Here is a 16,846-nt window from a genome sequence, read left to right as displayed (position 1 = left end):
CGCATCATTGCGGGCTTTTTCGTATCTGCTGTTTTTGTACTGTCTGTGCTGGCCTCTTCGCGGGTAAACCCGCTCCTACAGGTTGGCGCAGGCCCTGTGGGAGCGGGTTTACCCGCGAAGAGGCCAGCCCGGTATCAGGCCCGGCGTTCGTGCATCCGCGCCAGCTGCCGCTCCAGCATCGACGGGTAGGGCTCCATCAGGCGCTCCACGCAGCAGGCACCCTCGGGGCTGGCAATCGGGCGAATGCGGGCGCGCTGGCGAATCAGTGTGTCATCGCTGATCTGCCGTTCTACCAGCAACAAGTTGCGACTGTGCTGCGACAGTGCCAGAGCGTCCTGGGCCTTTTCGGCCATCAGCAGGTCTACCAGCTCCAGCCCTTGCAGGTCGTTACCCAGGGCAAGGCCCAGCTGCAGCTGCAGGGTAATGCCGCTGTCCGCTACCTCGATCTGCAGGGCATGGCCCAAGGCGCGCAACAGCTCGCCGCAGCAGATGGCGTTGGTGAGGTAGTCCTCGCCGCAGTCGCGGCTGTGGAACAGCACCAGGGTGCTGCCGTCGTTGAGCGTGTGAGTTTCACCGTCGTAGAGTGAGGCGGCATGCTCCAGGCAATCGCGGTAGCGCTCGGTCAGTTCGGTCAGGCGGGTGCGCGGCAGGCGACGCAGCTGCTCCTGCGAGCCCAGTTGCACGGCAAGCACGGCGCTGTACTGCGGCTCGTCGGATTCGACCACGGCGGCCTTGGGCGCGCTTTCGTCGTCCAGCAGGCCGGCGAAGGCTTCATCGTCATCCTCGTCCGCCTGGGCGGCAAGCTTGGCGCGCGGTGCGACCTTGGCTGCCGGGGCAGCGTCGTGCAGGTCGTCGAACTGCTCGTCGTCTTCTTCTTCGGGCTCCGGCTCAGGTGGCGGGGGCGGAGCCAGGCGCGCGTGCAGCTGGCGGGCGATGTCGCCGATCTCGTCCTGGCGGTCGGTGGCCGGGGTATAGGGTTGCGGGTCGCGCAGCCACACCCGCAGTTGCAGCAGCGGCAGGGTGATGAAGCGGCCCTGGCGCAGGCTCAGGGTCAGCGCCAGCACCAGCAGGATGGCGGCAAGGATGCCCATGCTCTGCAGACTGATCAGCATCGGCTGCTGGAACTGGCTCATGTCCAGGCTGATGCGCAGTTGCCCGGCGGTCACGTCCTGGAAGGTGATCTTGGTCTGGTACAGGCCTTCGGCCTCGCCCAGCAGGCTGTTGCGCGGGCGCTGGCCGGCTTCCGCGAGGATGCGGTTGTCCACGCTGTAGATCGCCGCATGGGCCACCAGTGGGTTTTTCACCAGGTTGCCGAGCAGAACGTTGAGGCTGAGGATGTCGTTGGCCACCAGCAACTCGGTCGCCGAGGTGGCGGTCTGGGTGGTCAGGCTCTGGCCCAGGGCATCGGCCTGCTCGTGCATGGCCTGCTTGAACTGCAGGCCCATCACGCAGGCGTAGATCACCAACGCCAGCGCCACCAGGAAAATGTTGGTGCAGGCGATGCGTAGTGCCAGCGGCACGCGACGTTGACTCAGGGCGCGATAGATCATCAGGAAGAAGTTGTCTGCTTTGACGGGCGTGGGCCGGTTCACTGAGCTCGGCTCTTAATGGCATGAAAGTGTGGGGCAGTATAGCGAGCCGGGTTTTGTCGGCAAAGTATCGTTGGCGCCCGACGGTCACGGAAAATCGGTAGAATGCGCATTTTTCATCGAAGTCGGAGCCAGGTTGTGCGTGAAATCGTCCTGATCAACATCACCGGTGAGGACCGTCCCGGTCTCACTGCGGCTATCACCGGCGTCCTGCTGCAGGGCGGTGTGAGCATCCTCGACATTGGCCTGGCAGTCATGCACGGTACCTTGTCGTTCGGCATCCTGGTCGATATCCCGGACAACGAAGTGGCCACCTCCCTGCTGCAGAGCGTGCAGGCCAAGGCCCACGAACTGAACCTGCAGGCCCGCTACACGCCGATTTCCGAGGCGGACTACCAGCACTGGGCCGATGGCCAGGGCGAGGCGCGCCACATCGTCACCTTGCTCAGCCGCAAGATCACTCCAGAGCAACTGCAGCGGGTGAGTGCGGTGATCAGCCGGTACGGCCTGACCATCGAGCGCATCGAGCGCCTGTCGGCCCGTGTGGCGCTGGATGCGGAGACCGACAAGGGCAAGGCGGCCATCGAGATCTCTGTGCGCGGCGTGCCGAGCGATGCCGAGGCTCTGCGTGCCGACTTCTTCGCCCTGGCCGAAGAGCTGAGCATCGACATTGCCTTCCAGAAGGACGACCTGTTCCGCCGCAACCGTCGCCTGGCGGTCTTCGACATGGACTCGACGCTGATCGAAGCCGAGGTCATCGACGAACTGGCAAAGGCCGCTGGCGTGGGTGAGCAGGTTGCTGCCATCACCGAGCGCGCCATGCGCGGCGAGCTGGACTTCCGCGCCAGCTTCAAGGAGCGCATGGCGCTGCTCAAGGGCCTGGATGTGGGCGTGTTGGATGAGATCGGGGCGTCGCTGCGTCTGACTGAAGGTGCCGAGAACCTGTTTGCCGAGCTCAAGCGCCTGGGTTACAAGACCGCGATCCTGTCTGGCGGCTTTACCTACTTTGCCCGCCAGGTGCAGGCGCGCCTGGGTATCGACTATGTATTCGCCAACGAGCTGGAAGTGGTCGATGGCAAGGTGACCGGCGTGGCTGTGGAGCCGATCGTCGATGCCCAGCGCAAGGCCGAGCTGCTGCAGAAGCTGGCCAGCGAAGAAGGCTTGCAGCTGGAGCAGACCATTGCCGTGGGTGACGGTGCCAACGACCTGCCGATGCTGTCGCTGGCCGGCCTGGGTGTGGCGTTTCGTGCCAAGCCGCTGGTACGCCAGTCGGCCAAGCAGGCGATTTCTACCCTGGGATTGGATGGAGTGTTGTATCTGCTGGGCCTGCGCGACCGCGACGCGCGCGGCTGATTTGAGAATCCGGGGCTGCTTCGCAGCCCTTTCGCGACACAAGGCCGCTCCTACAGGGAATCGCTTATCTCCTGTAGGAGCGGCCTTGTGTCGCGAAAGGGCCGCAAAGCGGCCCCAGGTTCCATCAGGCAATCAAGCCTGCACAGGCGCCGCCAACTGCTGCCCCATGCGCACCGCTGAACCCGCACCCAGGTTCTCCGCCCACTTCACCTGCTCCGGCCCGAACAGCACGATAGCAGTCGACCCCAGCTTGAAGCGGCCCAGTTCGGCACCTTTCTCCAGGTGGATCGGCGCGCGGCTGGCTTCGTCGTAGCGGAAGGTCTTCAGTTCACGCTTGGGTGGCGTCACCAGCCCGGCCCACACGGTTTCGATCGAAGCGACGATCATCGCGCCCACCAGCACCACGGCCATCGGCCCGCGCTCGGTATCGAACAGGCAGACCACGCGCTCGTTGCGGGCGAACAGCTCGGGGACGTTCTCTGCGGTGGTCTGGTTGACCGAGAACAGGCGGCCCGGCACGTAGACCATTTCACGCAGGGTGCCGGCCAGCGGCATGTGCACGCGGTGGTAGTCCTTGGGCGACAGGTAGATGGTGGCGAACTCGCCGCCCATGAACGGCGCGGCCATGGCCGGGTCACCGCCAAGCAGCTCCTGCGCGCTGAAACCGTGGCCCTTGGCCTGGAAGATGCGGCCGTGCTCGATCGGGCCAAGCTGGCTGACGGCACCGTCGGCCGGGCAAAGGATGGCGCCCGGGGTCTCGTCCAGCGGGCGGGCACCCGGCTTAAGGGCGCGGGTGAAGAATGCATTGAAGTGCTCGTAGGCGCTCAGGTCCTCGACCAGCGCTTCGCTCATGTTGACCTGGTAACGCTTGGCGAACCAGGCGGTGAAGGCGTTCTTGAACCAGCGCACGCGGCACTCGGCTATGCAGCCGGCCAGCCGCGACAGCAAGTGGTGCGGCAGCAGGTACTGGCTGATGATGAACAAACGGGATTTCATGCAGGTTCCTTAGACTTCTACAGGCGTGTCCGGGTGGTTGCCCCATTCGCTCCACGAGCCGGCGTAGGCCTTGACGCGCGGGTAGCCAAGGGCCTTGGCCACCAGGTAGGTGAAACCGGAGCGGCGGTGGGTCTGGCAGTGGGTGATCACTTCCTTGTCGGGGGTGATGCCCAGGTTCTTCAGGACTTCGGCGATGTCCTGGCGAATGCGCAGGTGGTCGTTGAGGTCCATGCCGGCGGTCCACTCGAAGTTGATCGCGCCGGGGATGTGGCCGCCCTTGGCTGCCAGTACTTTCTCGCCGCTGAATTCCTGCGGGCCACGGGCGTCCCAGATGACCAGGTCGTCGGCGCCCAGGCGGCTTTGAAGGTACTCGCGGGTGGCGGTTGGCGAAGTGTCGATGCGCAGGTGCACCGGCGCATTGCCGCTGGCGGGCACTTCTGTGGAGAGCTTGTCGGCGGGCCAGGCCTGGATGCCGCCATTGAGATAGTGGTAACGCTTGTGGCCGATCACGTCGAGCAACCAGATGAAACGCCCGGCCCAGCCGCCGCCCTCATCGTCATACACCACATACACGGCATCGTCGCGGTGGCCGAGTTCGCTGAACAGTTTTTCCAGCTCGCCCAGGGCCGGCAGCAGGCCGGGCGCGGGGGGCTGGCCGAGCTGGGTACGCTTGCCTTCGACAAAGCGGGCGCCGGGGATATGCCCGCTGACATAGCGGTTGGCGCTGCTCAGGTCGATCAGGATCAGCTGTGGCGAATCCAGGCGCGGCAGCAGGTCCGCGGCTTCGATCACCAGGGGCAGGCCTGAAAAGTCAGTCATCCACGGTCTCCAGTGTGGAAAGAGGGGCGATTGTAGCGCAAGGCTCAGGCCTTGCGGTTGGCAAACACCGATAGCGCCCGTTCGGTGCACTGTGCGGTCTTGCCGAAGGCTTGCACGCTGATATCGGCCAGCGGCCGGCAGCCTTGGTCAGCCACCATCAGCATCAGCACCTGGTCCGCCACCGCCAGCGAGCGTAGCAGCACGTGCTCGCTGCGGAACAAGGCACGCAGCGGAGCCGGCAGCAGGGTCGAGAGCTGGCTGTGGTTTTCCGGGGTGATACGCAATTGCCCGGCCTTGGCCAGCAGCTTTTGCAGCAGTTTGTTCTGCGCCACCGGCAGTACCAGCGCCCCGGCTTCCTTTGGCAGGCCGGCCATCTGCTGCACGCGCAGCTGGTCGTTGGCCTTGTCCAGGCTCAGCAGCAGGATCCGCTGCATGCCAGAGGCCAGAAGGGCCTCGATAACCTGCGTGGCCAGGTGTACGTTGTTGGTGAACGGGCTGGGCTGGGCCAGAAGGTCCTGGCACAGCTTGCGCCAGCGCGTCAGTTCGTCGCTGGTGGGCGGTGGCGGAGCCAGCATGTCTGGGTGCGGACGGCGCTGGTGCCAGGGCCAGATCAGCGCTTCGGCCGGGTGGAACAAGGCATGCTGGGCATGGCGGCGGGCGCTGGCCGCAGCCTGCTGGTGCACCTGCTGCTGCACGTCGTCCAGCGAGGTCTGCAGGTACAGTGCGGTCAGCAGCTGCCAGCGCAACAGGTGCGGGTTGTCCCAGCCCACTTGTGCCGCCAGGGCCAGGTTGTTGGCCAGCAGCACGGTGTTGGCCGGCTGGTTGAACCAGCGGCGCAGGCCAGGCTCGGCGTCCAGGCGGTGTTGCTGGCTGAGCAGGTCCGGATCGCGGGCGATACTGAGCACCTGGGCCAGTTGTTCGCGCTCTTCCAGCAGCAGGCGGTAACCCTGGGTCACCCATTGTGGCAGGCGCCAGTACTCCGCCATGGTCTGGCACAGCTCCATGATGCGCACGCCAAACAGTTCTTCCTCGACATGGGCGGCGTCTTCGCCCTTGTGGATAACCCGCAGCTCCCAGGTATCGAGCAGCTTGGGGTAGGCCAGCGCCAGCGGCCAGAGTGGCGACAGGAACAACAGGCTGCCCCAGTGGATTTCCTGCCACAGCCGTGCCAGGCGGCTTGCGAACAGGCCGCTGGCCTGCTGCGAGGCGTGCTGGCTGATCAGCTGGAACTGGCACAGTACCGGCGGGATCTCTTCGACGGGCACTGCTGGCAGGCGCTTGAGCAGCTGTTCGCTGCGCTCCAGGCCCAGGCGGTTGAGGGCGACTTCCAGGCTTTCGGCGGGCTCTGCCAGGCTGGCATTGGTGGGGTGATTGGCTTCGCGCATCACCGACAGCACCAGCGCCGGGCTATCCTGCATCAGTTCGGCGATATCGCGCAGTGAGCGGCGGCTATCGTGGATGGCGGCCATGACCCGGTCGTAGCTGTGCTTCGGCACGGGGATGCGAACACTCTCGAGCAGCTTTACCCAGGCCTCTAGCGTACGTGGAGCCTGAGCGGGCACCTTGGTTTCAATTGGCATTTTGACATCAGTCCGAACTGGCTTTTCGCATTGAGTGGCTATAGTCTGGCGCAGTTCTGCCGATAAGTAGAAGAAGAGTTTTAAAGCTCCCGTCTCTTCCCCTGACCACGACAGCAAGTGCTTTGAACCTATGGCTAAAATTATCGGCATCATCGTCGTATTCGCGAGCGTGCTCGGCGGATACGTGCTTTCCCACGGCAAGATCGCGGCACTGATCCAGCCGTTCGAAGTACTGATCATCGGCGGTGCGGCCTTTGGTGCATTCCTGCAGGCCAACCCTGGCCACATGACCATGCACGTCATCAAGAAGTCGATGAAGATGTTCGGCTCACGCTTCACTCATGCCTTCTACCTGGAAGTGCTGGGCCTGGTGTACGAGATTCTCAACAAGAGCCGGCGCGAAGGCATGATGGCCATCGAGGCCGATATCGAGGATGCCGCCGCCAGCCCGATCTTCGCCAAGTACCCGACGGTGCTGGCAGATGAACGCATGACCGCATTCGTCTGCGACTACCTGCGCATCATGTCCACCGGCAACATGGCCCCGCACGAACTCGAGGGCCTGTTCGACATGGAACTGCTGAGCATGAAGGAAGAACTGGAGCACCCGTCCCATGCGGTGACCGGCATCGCCGACGGCATGCCCGGCTTCGGTATCGTTGCGGCGGTACTGGGTATCGTGGTGACCATGGCCTCGCTCGGCGATGGTGATCAGGCCTCCATCGGCCTCCATGTGGGTGCGGCGCTGGTGGGTACCTTCTTCGGTATTCTGGCGGCCTACGGCTTCTTCGGCCCGTTGGCCAAGTGCCTGGAGCACGATGCCAAGGAAGAGCTGAACCTCTACGAATCGATCAAGGCCTCGCTGGTGGCCTCGGCCTCGGGCATGCCGCCTTCGCTGGCGGTCGAGTTCGGGCGCAAAGTGCTGTACCCCAAGCACCGCCCAAGCTTCGCCGAACTGGAACAAGCGGTTCGCGGTCGCTGAGTCATGGAGAACAATCAGCCCATCATCGTCAAGCGCGTCAAGCGCTTTGGCGGCGGCCACCACGGCGGCGCCTGGAAAATCGCCTTCGCCGACTTCGCCACGGCGATGATGGCGTTCTTCCTGGTGCTGTGGCTGTTGTCCACGGCCACCCCGGAACAGAAGATCGCCATTGCCGGCTACTTCAAGGACCCGATCGGCTTCTCGGAAAGCGGAACGCCCTACGTCATCGACCTGGGCGGCTCGCCTCAGCTGGCGCCGGAAAAGACCATCAACCCCGAAGCCAAGTCGGAGCCGACGCCTGATACCAGCATTCAGCTGGACAAGGACCAGGTGGAGACCATGGCCGAGCAGGTCGAGCGTGAGCGCCTGGAGTTGCTGCTGCAGGAACTGCAGAACAAGGTGGAAGAGAACCCGCAACTGCAGAAGTTCAAGGACCAGATCCTGTTCGAGATCACCCAGGACGGCCTGCGCATCCAGATCATGGACGCCGAGAACCGGCCAATGTTCGACATTGGCAGCGCGCGCCTGCAGCCGTACTTCGAGGACATCCTGCTGGCGATGGCCGACACCATCAAGGCGGTGCCGAACAAGATCAGCATCAGTGGCCACACCGACGCCAAGCCCTATGCCGGCAGTGGCGAGTTCGGCAACTGGGAATTGTCGGCCAACCGCGCCAACGCCGCGCGCCGTGCACTGGTGGCTGGCGGCTACCCGGATGGCCAGGTGGCGCGGGTGGTGGGTTATGCCTCGTCGTCGCTGTTCGACCGCAAGGACCCGTTCAACCCGGTCAACCGCCGCATCGACATCATCGTGCTGACCAAAAAAGCCCAGCGCAATATCGAAGGCGAGCAGGGCGCGCCGGAAGCACCGGCTGCCGAGCCCGCGCCGCCGGCCGCTGCGGCACCGGCGGTGCCAGGGGAGGCCGGGCAGGCCCCCATGCAGCCGCGTGAATTGCGCCAGAAGCTGAACATCTTCGAAGAGGGGACGCTGAAGATGGATGAGGCCAAGGACCAGTAGGTTCTTGGGGCGCCCTGCACGGTCCTTGTAGGAGCGGCCTTACGTCGCGATCGGGCCGCAAGGCGGCCCCCGGATTTCTGCATTTTTGCAAAGATTGCTGGGGCCGCTCTGCGGCCCTATCGCGACACAAGGCCGCTCCTACAGGCGCGTGCTGCAGCTGAGCCTCGCGCCCACAGGGGGTCAGTAAGCGTCTTCTGGCAAACTGGCGATGATCGAGCGGTAGCTGTTCATCCGTTGCTGCTTGATACGCCCCTCGTCCAGCGCCTTGAGCAGCGCGCAGCCCGGTTCGCGATCATGCTTGCAGTCGCGGAAGCGGCAGGTGCCGAACAGGTCGCGGAACTCGATGAAACCATCCTCCACATCACTGCGGCTGACGTGACCCAGGCCGAACTCGCGGATGCCCGGTGAGTCGATCAGGTCGCCACCATTGGGGAAGTGGTACAGCCGCGCGGTGGTGGTGGTGTGGGTACCCTGGCCAGACCATTCCGACAGGTCGCCGACACGGGTGCCGGCCTCCGGCAGCAGGCTGTTGACCAGCGACGACTTGCCCACCCCCGACTGGCCGACGAACACGCTGATGTGGCCGTCGAGCATCTGCTGCAGGCGTTGCATGCCATCACCGTGATGTGCCGAGACCTCGAGCAGCGGGTAGCCGAGCTCGCGGTAAACCTCCAGCAGCGCATGCAGGCCCGGGCCGTTCTCTTCGTTGATCAGGTCGGCCTTGTTCAGCAGCAGCAGCGGGCGAATGCCGGCGTGCTCCGCGGCCACCAGGTAACGGTCGATCAGGTTGGGGTGCGGTTCGGGCGCGGGGGCAAAGACGATCACGATCAGGTCGACGTTGGCCGCCACCGGCTTCAGCTGGCCGTGGTTGTTAGGCCGGCACAGCTCGGTGCTGCGCGGCATCTGCGCGACGATCACACCAATGCCCTGGTTGCCCGCCCGCCATACCACGCGGTCGCCGGTAACCAGCGCCGGCAGGTTGGCGCGCAAGTGGCAACGGAACACCTGGCCCGCGGCTTCGCCGTCCTGGGCTTCCACTTCTACCTGCACACCGAAGTGCGCAATCACCAGGCCCAACTGCTCTGGCCCAAGGTCGCCACCCTCCAGTTCCTGCAGCACGTGCTGTTCGCGTTTGGCCGCACGCGCGGCGCGCTCGTTCTGGATTTTTTCGATGCGCCAGTTCTGGCGGCGATTGAGCTGGCGTTTGGCCATGAAGGTTCCGTGCGTGGGGGCAGGTTGAAAACGGCAGGCAGTTTAGCACGCCAGGCGCCGGACCATTTGGCTTACCTTCGCACCGTGAATGGGCGTGCCTTGGCCACTACGCTACTATGACGGCCTATACGAGGAGCCCCCGCATGCAAAACCCACAGAACCTGATCTGGATCGACCTGGAAATGACCGGCCTGGATCCGGACAGCGACGTCATCATCGAGATGGCCACCATTGTCACCGACAGCGAACTGAACACCCTGGCCGAAGGGCCGGTGATTGCCATCCACCACAATGACGAAGTGCTGGCGCGCATGGACGAGTGGAATACCCGCACCCATGGCGCTTCGGGCCTGACCCAGCGCGTTCGCGAGAGCAAGGTCGGCATGGCCGAAGCCGAGGCGCAGACCATTGCCTTCCTTGAGCAGTGGGTACCGAAAGGCAAGTCCCCGATCTGTGGCAACAGCATCTGCCAGGACCGCCGTTTCCTGTACCGACACATGCGCAACCTGGAAAACTACTTCCATTACCGCAATCTCGATGTTTCGACCCTGAAGGAACTGGCTGCACGCTGGGCACCTGATGTGCGCGACAGCTTCAAGAAGGGCAATACCCACCTGGCGCTGGACGACATCCGCGAATCGATCGCCGAACTGCGCCACTATCGCGAGCACTTCATCAAGGTATGAGCCGAAAAGGCGCAGATATTGTATCTGCGCCCTCTTTTGGTGCCATGGGCAACTGGTTAGACTGCGCGCCTTTCTCGCACGCCCGCACGGACCCCGCACCATGTTGTTGATGCTCTACCTAATCGCCATCACCGCCGAAGCCATGACCGGCGCGTTGTCTGCAGGCCGCCGCGGCATGGACTGGTTCGGCGTGGTGCTGATTGCCTGCGTTACCGCCCTGGGTGGCGGCTCGGTGCGTGACGTGCTTCTCGGGCATTACCCGCTGACCTGGGTGAAGCATCCTGAATACCTGGTGCTGACCAGCTGTGCGGCGCTGCTGACCATTTTCATCGCGCCGATGATGCGCCGCCTGCGCTCGCTGTTCCTGGTGCTCGACGCCCTGGGGCTGGTGGCTTTTACCTTGATTGGCTGCATGACTGCGCTGGAGATGGGGCAGGGCATGCTGGTGGCGTCGATCAGCGGGGTGATCACCGGGGTATTCGGCGGGATCCTGCGGGATATCTTCTGCAACGACATTCCCTTGGTGTTCCGCCGCGAGCTGTACGCCAGCGTGTCATTTGCCGCGGCGTGGTTCTACCTGGGGTGCGTGTATTTCAAGGTGCCGGCGGAGCAGGCGATGCTGCTGACCTTGTTTGGCGGGTTCCTGGTGCGGCTGCTGGCGATTCGGTTCCATTGGGAAATGCCCAAGTTCCACTACAACGACCAGCAGTGACCTTGACATGCGATCCCTGTGGGAGCGGGTTCACCCGCGAACACGGGCGCAGCCCGTGCCATCCACCGCGGTGGCTTCTTCGCGGGTAAACCCGCTCCCACAAGGTGTGTCTGGCTACGAAACGCCGTGCTGCGCCAGCGCCCACTCCACATGCTCCCTCACGAGCTCCGAGGCATCCTCGCGCCGCGCCTTCAGCGCTTCGATCACCGGGATTGTCGATGGCGCATTGCCAAGCCCCACCGCCAGGTTGCGCAACCAGCGCTCATACCCGGCCCGGCGCAATGGCCCGCCTTCGGTCTTGCGCAGGAAGGTCCTTTCATCCCACAGGAACATCTCCGCCAACTCGGCATTCTCCAGCCCGTGTCGTGGCTGGAAATCCTGCTCCTGGCTGTGCCTGGCAAAGCGGTTCCACGGGCAGACGATCTGGCAGTCATCGCAACCGAACACCCGGTTGCCCATCTTCGAACGTAACTCGACGGGGATCGGCCCCCGTAGTTCGATGGTCAGGTAGGAGATGCAGCGCCGAGCATCCAGCACATACGGCCCGACGAAGGCCTGGGTCGGGCAGATGTCCAGGCAGGCCTGGCAGCGCCCGCAATGTTCGCTGGTGGTGGCTTCGTCCACCGGCAGTGGCAGGTCGACGAACAGCTCGGCGAGAAAGAAATAACTGCCCGCCTTGCGGTTGAGCAGCAGGGTGTTCTTGCCGATCCAGCCCAGCCCGGCCTGCTCGGCCAGGGCCTTTTCCAGCACCGGAGCGCTGTCGACGAAGGCGCGGTAGCCGAACGGGCCGATGGCTTCCTGAATGCGATCGGCCAGGAACTGCACGCGCTTGCGCACCAGCTTGTGGTAATCCCGGCCCAGGGCGTAGCGCGATACGTAGGCTTTTTCGGGCTGTGCCAGGCGCTGCGCCATCTGTGTGTCGCCGGGCAGGTAGTCCATGCGCAGCGATACCACGCGTACCGTGCCAGGGATCAATTGCTCTGGGTGTGCACGCTTGCTGCCGTGGGCACCCAGGTAATCCATCTCGCCCTGGTAGCCGGCGTCGAGCCAGCGCTGCAGGTGGTGTTCGTGTTCGCCAAGGTCTACCCCGGCGATGCCAACATGGGCAAAACCGAGTTCTTGGCCCCAAATCTTGATCGATTGGGCCAGTTGGGCGAGGTCAGGCGTACAGACGGACATGGATGGGCAAGGCAATACGGGCTCAGGTGCGTATAATTCTGCCAGACATTGGAGCCTTTGACCCCATGCCGCAGACCAAACACCCCAGCCATACCCCTCAATTGCTCAGCAGCGTGACTGTCGCGCACCTGCCGGCACGTCATGCGCATGCCCACAAAGGCGACTTCGGCCATGTACTGGTGGTCGGTGGCGACCTTGGTACCGGAGGCGCTGTGCTGCTCAGTGCCGAAGCCGCCCTGCGCTGTGGCGCGGGGCTGGTCAGTGTGGCGACCCGGCCCGAACACGTGACTGCCAGCCTGGCGCGCCTGCCGGAGGTCATGTGCCTGGGCGCCAGTTCGGCCAACCAGCTGATGGGCGTGCTGGAGCGCGCTTCGGTGCTGGTGGTCGGCCCTGGTCTGGGCCAGGCAGCCTGGGGTCGCAGCCTGCTGTCGGCGGTGGCCAATGCCGAACGCCCGCAGGTGTGGGACGCCGATGCCCTGAACTTGCTGGCGCGCACCCCGCTGGCCCTGCCCAGTGGCAGCATCCTTACCCCGCACCCCGGGGAGGCGGCGCGGCTGCTGGGCATTTCCACCGAGGCTGTACAGGCGGATCGCCCGGGCGCTGCACGCAAGCTGGCGCGCCGTTACAACAGCGTCTGCGTGCTCAAGGGGGCCGGCACTCTGGTAGCCGACCCGGCCGGGCAACTGCTGTTGTGCGAACGTGGTCACCCGGCCATGGCCGGTGCCGGCCTTGGCGATGTGCTGACCGGCGTGCTGGCGGCGCTGTTGGCCCAAGGCCTGGATGCCTGGCACGCCGCGGGGCTGGGGGTATGGCTGCACGCCTGTGCCGGCGAGCGTCTGGGCGTAAAAGGTAGAGGCCTGGCTGCCAGCGATCTGGCGCCGGTCATTCGTGAGTTGTTGGAGGAGCATTCTGCGTGTCTGGCTTAAACCTGTTTCTGGCCGATGAAGCGGCCACGGTCAAATTTGGCGCACAACTGGCCGAGGTGACCGGCGGTCACGGCGTTATTTTTCTGGAAGGTGACCTGGGTGCGGGCAAAACCACCCTGTCGCGTGGTCTGATTCGTGGCCTGGGCCATACTGGTGCAGTGAAAAGCCCGACCTTCACTGTGGTCGAGCCATACGAAATTGGTGATGTGCGGGCGTTCCATTTCGACCTGTATCGCCTGGTCGATCCGGAAGAGCTGGAGTTCATGGGTATTCGTGACTATTTCGAGGGCGACCCGCTGTGCCTGTTCGAGTGGCCACAAAAGGGTGCGGGCGTTTTGCCAAAGCCCGACCTGACCATTACCATAAGCCCCCAAGCGGGCGGACGCTCGCTGAACCTTTCGCCGCAGGGGGCTCGCGGCGAGGCCTGGTGCGTGGCACTGGCCGAACACTATAAACAGTAAGTGGGGTAGGTATGCGCATACGCGCACTGGTCGCCATCGTTGGGCTGCTGCTGACAACGGTGACCGTTGACGCTCTGGCCGTCACTCAAGTCAAGAGCATGCGCCTGTGGCGCGCGCCGGACAACACGCGGCTGGTCTTTGACCTGTCTGGCCCCGTGCAACACAGCGTCTTCACCCTGAGTGCACCTGATCGCCTGGTTATCGACATCAATGGCGCGACCTTGGCCGCGCCACTGAACGTGGCTACCTCCAATACGCCGATCAGCAGCGTGCGTTCGGCTCAGCGCACCCCGACCGACCTGCGCGTGGTGGTCGACCTGAAAAAGTCGGTGACCCCGAAAAGCTTCACCCTGGCGCCCAATGCCCAATACGGCAACCGGCTGGTGGTCGACCTGTACGATCAGGAGGCTGACGCAATTGCGGCCAGCGCGCCGACTCCGGCACCCGCCCCGGTACCAACGCCTGCAACCACGCCGGCGGTGCCGGTGAGCCCGGCCCAGCCTGCCATCAAGCTACCGCCGGTACCCAGCGGAAAGCGTGACATCGTGGTTGCCATCGATGCAGGCCACGGCGGTGAGGACCCGGGTGCGTCCGGCTCGCGTGGCCAGCATGAAAAAGACATCGTGCTGCAGATCGCCAAGGAGTTGCAGCGCCAGATCAACAGCGAGAAAGGCTTCCGGGCCGAGCTGACCCGTACGGGCGACTACTTCATCCCGCTGCGCAAGCGCACGGAAATCGCCCGCAAGAAGGGCGCCGACCTGTTCATCTCGATCCACGCCGACGCCGCGCCGTCCCGCGCCGCCTTTGGTGCCTCGGTATTCGCCCTGTCGGACCGCGGCGCCACCTCGGAGACTGCGCGCTGGCTGGCCGACACGGAAAACCGTTCCGACCTGATCGGTGGTGCCGGTAACGTCAGCCTCGACGACAAGGACCGCATGCTGGCCGGCGTGCTGCTCGACCTGTCGATGACCGCCACGCTCAGCTCCAGCCTCAATGTCGGGCAGAAGGTGCTGGGCAACATGGGCCGCATTACCTCCCTGCACAAGCAGCGGGTGGAACAGGCCGGTTTCATGGTGCTGAAGTCGCCGGATATTCCGTCGATCCTCGTTGAAACCGGGTTCATCTCGAACAACAACGAAGCCGCCAAGCTGGCCACCGCCAGCCATCAGCAGGCCTTGGCCCGTTCGATCCACACTGGTGTGCGCCAGTATTTCCAGCAGAACCCACCGCCGGGCACCTACATCGCCTGGCTGCGCGACACCGGCAAGATCGCCGCTGGCCCGCGTGAGCACACGGTACGCCCTGGCGAGACCCTGGCGATGCTTGCCGTGCGCTACCAGGTCAGCGTGACCAGCCTGCGCAGCACCAACAGCCTCAAGACCGATGAACTGAAGGTCGGCCAGCGCCTCGATATCCCCGCTACCACGTTGGCCTCGCAATGACTGGCGGTTCGCGCATCCAGCTGCTCAGCCCGCGGCTGGCCAACCAGATTGCCGCCGGCGAGGTTGTCGAGCGGCCGGCCTCTGTCGCCAAAGAGTTGCTGGAGAACAGCCTGGACTCCGGCGCCCGGCGTATCGACGTGGAAGTTGAGCAGGGCGGCGTCAAGCTGCTGCGGGTGCGTGACGATGGCAGCGGCATTTCCGCCGACGACCTGCCGCTGGCCCTGGCCCGTCACGCCACCAGCAAGATCCGCGAGCTGGAAGACCTGGAAGGGGTATTGAGCCTGGGCTTCCGTGGTGAGGCCCTGGCCTCGATCAGCTCGGTGGCGCGCCTGACCCTTACCTCGCGTACCGCCAGCGCTACCGAGGCCTGGCAGGTGGAAACCGAAGGCCGCGACATGACCCCGCGGGTGCAGCCGGCGGCGCACCCGGTGGGTACTTCGGTGGAAGTGCGCGACCTCTTCTTCAATACCCCGGCCCGGCGCAAGTTCCTCAAGGCCGAGAAAACCGAATTCGATCACCTGCAGGAAGTGATTAGGCGCCTGGCGCTGGCGCGCTTCGATGTCGGCTTCCACCTGCGCCACAACGGCAAGAGCATCCTCAGCCTGCACGAGGCCCACGATGAAACCGCCCGTGCGCGGCGGGTGGGCGCCATCTGCGGCCCGGGCTTCATGGAGCAGGCGCTGCCGATCGACGTGGAACGCAACGGCCTGCGCCTTTGGGGCTGGGTCGGCCTGCCGACGTTCTCGCGCAGCCAGGCAGACCTGCAGTATTTCTTCGTCAACGGCCGTGCGGTGCGCGACAAGCTGGTCGCCCACGCCGTGCGCCAGGCTTACCGCGACGTGCTGTTCAATGGTCGGCACCCGACCTTTGTGCTGTTCCTGGAGCTGGAGCCTAACGGCGTCGACGTCAACGTGCACCCGACCAAGCACGAGGTGCGTTTCCGCGAGGGGCGCTCGGTGCACGACTTCTTGTATGGCACCCTGCATCGCGCGCTGGCCGATGTGCGCCCGGAAGACCAGTTGGCGGCGCCAGCTGCCGTACCCGAAGTGGTCCGCCCCACGGGCCCGCAGGCCGGTGAGTTCGGCCCCCAGGGCGAAATGCGCCTGGCCTCGCCGGTGCTCGAGCAGCCGCGTGGCCCGCAGCAGTCATTCTCCAGCGGTGGTAGTGGTGCGGGTTACCAGTACCAGTACACGCCGCGCCCCTCGCAGCCGCTGCCGGCCGCCGAGGCACAGGCGGTGTATCGCGAATTTTACAAACCGCTGGATGACGGCGCGGTGCCGACGACGCTGCCTGAAAGCCAGGGCGATGTTCCACCGCTGGGCTACGCGTTGGCGCAGCTCAAGGGTATCTACATCCTGGCCGAGAATGCCATTGGCCTGGTGCTGGTAGACATGCACGCCGCTCACGAGCGCATCATGTACGAGCGCCTCAAGGTGGCCATGGCCAGCGAAGGCCTCAGCGGCCAGCCGCTGCTGGTGCCCGAGACCCTGGCCCTGAGCCAGCGTGAAGCAGACTGCGCCGAAGAGCACGCGCAGTGGTTCCAACGGCTGGGTTTCGAACTGCAGCGTCTGGGCCCCGAGACCTTGGCTATCCGCCAGATCCCGGCTTTGCTCAAGCAGGCCGAGGCCAACCGCCTGGTGCAGGATGTACTCGCCGACCTGATGGAATACGGCACCAGCGACCGTATCCAGGCGCACCTCAACGAGCTGCTCGGTACCATGGCCTGTCACGGTGCCGTGCGCGCCAACCGGCGCCTGGCGATCCCCGAGATGAACGCCCTGCTGCGTGACATGGAAAACACCGAGCGCAGCGGCCAGTGCAACCATGGTCGCCCCACCTGGACCCAGATGGGCCTGGACGACCTGGACAAACTCTTCCTGCGCGGTCGATGA

Annotated in this window: 15 protein-coding genes; 9 read left to right on the top strand and 6 right to left on the bottom strand. The window is 64.6% G+C overall.

Annotated elements, in window-relative coordinates:
• Positions 1-134: 134 nt before the first annotated feature.
• On the bottom strand, positions 135-1,592 hold the full coding sequence (locus tag GEV38_RS24780; protein ID WP_054572160.1) for an AhpA/YtjB family protein: 1,458 nt from the start codon (positions 1,590-1,592) through the stop codon (positions 135-137).
• Positions 1,593-1,727: 135 nt separating this feature from the next.
• Here GEV38_RS24780 and serB point away from each other — a divergent pair, with 135 nt between their 5' ends.
• The gene (gene serB, locus GEV38_RS24775) at positions 1,728-2,942 is read left to right on the top strand and encodes a phosphoserine phosphatase SerB (protein WP_015272016.1); all 1,215 of its coding nucleotides are present in this window, start codon (positions 1,728-1,730) and stop codon (positions 2,940-2,942) included.
• Positions 2,943-3,074: 132 nt separating this feature from the next.
• On the opposite strand, the gene asd is transcribed toward serB, so the two are convergent.
• Genes asd through GEV38_RS24760 form a run of 3 tightly spaced genes read right to left on the bottom strand, consistent with a single transcriptional unit; the run spans position 3,075 to position 6,337 of the window.
• Entirely contained in the window at positions 3,075-3,938 is an 864-nt protein-coding gene (gene asd / locus GEV38_RS24770; protein ID WP_013974449.1) for an archaetidylserine decarboxylase, read from the bottom strand.
• A 9-nt stretch (positions 3,939-3,947) separates the two neighbouring features.
• Entirely contained in the window at positions 3,948-4,757 is an 810-nt protein-coding gene (locus GEV38_RS24765; protein ID WP_013974448.1) for a rhodanese-like domain-containing protein, read from the bottom strand.
• A gap of 44 nt (positions 4,758-4,801) precedes the next feature.
• The gene (locus tag GEV38_RS24760) at positions 4,802-6,337 is read right to left on the bottom strand and encodes an HDOD domain-containing protein (RefSeq protein ID WP_054572159.1); all 1,536 of its coding nucleotides are present in this window, start codon (positions 6,335-6,337) and stop codon (positions 4,802-4,804) included.
• 130 nt (positions 6,338-6,467) lie between these two features.
• Here GEV38_RS24760 and motA point away from each other — a divergent pair, with 130 nt between their 5' ends.
• Together motA and motB are read left to right on the top strand one after the other, a co-directional pair.
• Entirely contained in the window at positions 6,468-7,319 is an 852-nt protein-coding gene (gene motA / locus GEV38_RS24755; RefSeq protein WP_015272014.1) for a flagellar motor stator protein MotA, read from the top strand.
• Positions 7,320-7,322: 3 nt separating this feature from the next.
• The gene (gene motB / locus GEV38_RS24750) at positions 7,323-8,336 is read left to right on the top strand and encodes a flagellar motor protein MotB (protein ID WP_015272013.1); all 1,014 of its coding nucleotides are present in this window, start codon (positions 7,323-7,325) and stop codon (positions 8,334-8,336) included.
• A 180-nt stretch (positions 8,337-8,516) separates the two neighbouring features.
• Here motB and rsgA read toward each other — a convergent pair whose 3' ends face one another.
• Entirely contained in the window at positions 8,517-9,548 is a 1,032-nt protein-coding gene (gene rsgA / locus GEV38_RS24745) for a small ribosomal subunit biogenesis GTPase RsgA (RefSeq protein ID WP_013974444.1), read from the bottom strand.
• A 143-nt stretch (positions 9,549-9,691) separates the two neighbouring features.
• Here rsgA and orn point away from each other — a divergent pair, with 143 nt between their 5' ends.
• Both orn and GEV38_RS24735 read left to right on the top strand, forming a co-directional pair.
• Positions 9,692-10,234 carry an oligoribonuclease gene (gene orn / locus GEV38_RS24740; protein WP_015272012.1) on the top strand — a complete coding sequence of 181 codons (543 nt, stop codon included), beginning with the start codon at positions 9,692-9,694 and terminating at the stop codon, positions 10,232-10,234.
• 100 nt (positions 10,235-10,334) lie between these two features.
• Positions 10,335-10,946, top strand: coding sequence for a trimeric intracellular cation channel family protein (locus GEV38_RS24735; protein ID WP_013974442.1), 612 nt, complete (start codon positions 10,335-10,337; stop codon positions 10,944-10,946).
• Between the two features lie 114 nt (positions 10,947-11,060).
• Here the strand turns inward: GEV38_RS24735 and queG are convergent, their stop codons facing one another.
• Positions 11,061-12,125 (bottom strand): tRNA epoxyqueuosine(34) reductase QueG, encoded by a 1,065-nt coding sequence (gene queG / locus GEV38_RS24730; RefSeq protein ID WP_015272011.1) that lies wholly within the window; start codon positions 12,123-12,125, stop codon positions 11,061-11,063.
• Between the two features lie 65 nt (positions 12,126-12,190).
• On the opposite strand from queG, the gene GEV38_RS24725 reads away from it, so the two are divergent.
• From GEV38_RS24725 to mutL, 4 genes are read left to right on the top strand one after another with little or no spacing between them, the layout of a single operon-like run.
• Complete coding sequence (locus GEV38_RS24725; RefSeq protein ID WP_015272010.1) at positions 12,191-13,051, top strand: NAD(P)H-hydrate dehydratase; 861 nt, start codon at positions 12,191-12,193, stop codon at positions 13,049-13,051.
• Entirely contained in the window at positions 13,039-13,512 is a 474-nt protein-coding gene (tsaE, locus tag GEV38_RS24720; protein WP_015272009.1) for a tRNA (adenosine(37)-N6)-threonylcarbamoyltransferase complex ATPase subunit type 1 TsaE, read from the top strand. The genes GEV38_RS24725 and tsaE overlap by 13 nt, the downstream gene beginning before the upstream one ends.
• An 11-nt stretch (positions 13,513-13,523) precedes the next feature.
• Positions 13,524-14,954: an N-acetylmuramoyl-L-alanine amidase gene (locus GEV38_RS24715; RefSeq protein WP_015272008.1), complete on the top strand. Its 1,431-nt coding sequence runs from the start codon at positions 13,524-13,526 to the stop codon at positions 14,952-14,954.
• Positions 14,951-16,846 carry a DNA mismatch repair endonuclease MutL gene (gene mutL / locus GEV38_RS24710; protein WP_054572158.1) on the top strand — a complete coding sequence of 632 codons (1,896 nt, stop codon included), beginning with the start codon at positions 14,951-14,953 and terminating at the stop codon, positions 16,844-16,846. Before GEV38_RS24715 ends, mutL begins: the two co-directional genes overlap by 4 nt.

This window comes from Pseudomonas sp. 13159349 (assembly GCF_013305685.1).
Classification (GTDB): Bacteria; Pseudomonadota; Gammaproteobacteria; order Pseudomonadales; family Pseudomonadaceae; genus Aquipseudomonas; species Aquipseudomonas asiatica.
This window is presented reverse-complemented; position numbering and strand designations above follow the sequence as displayed.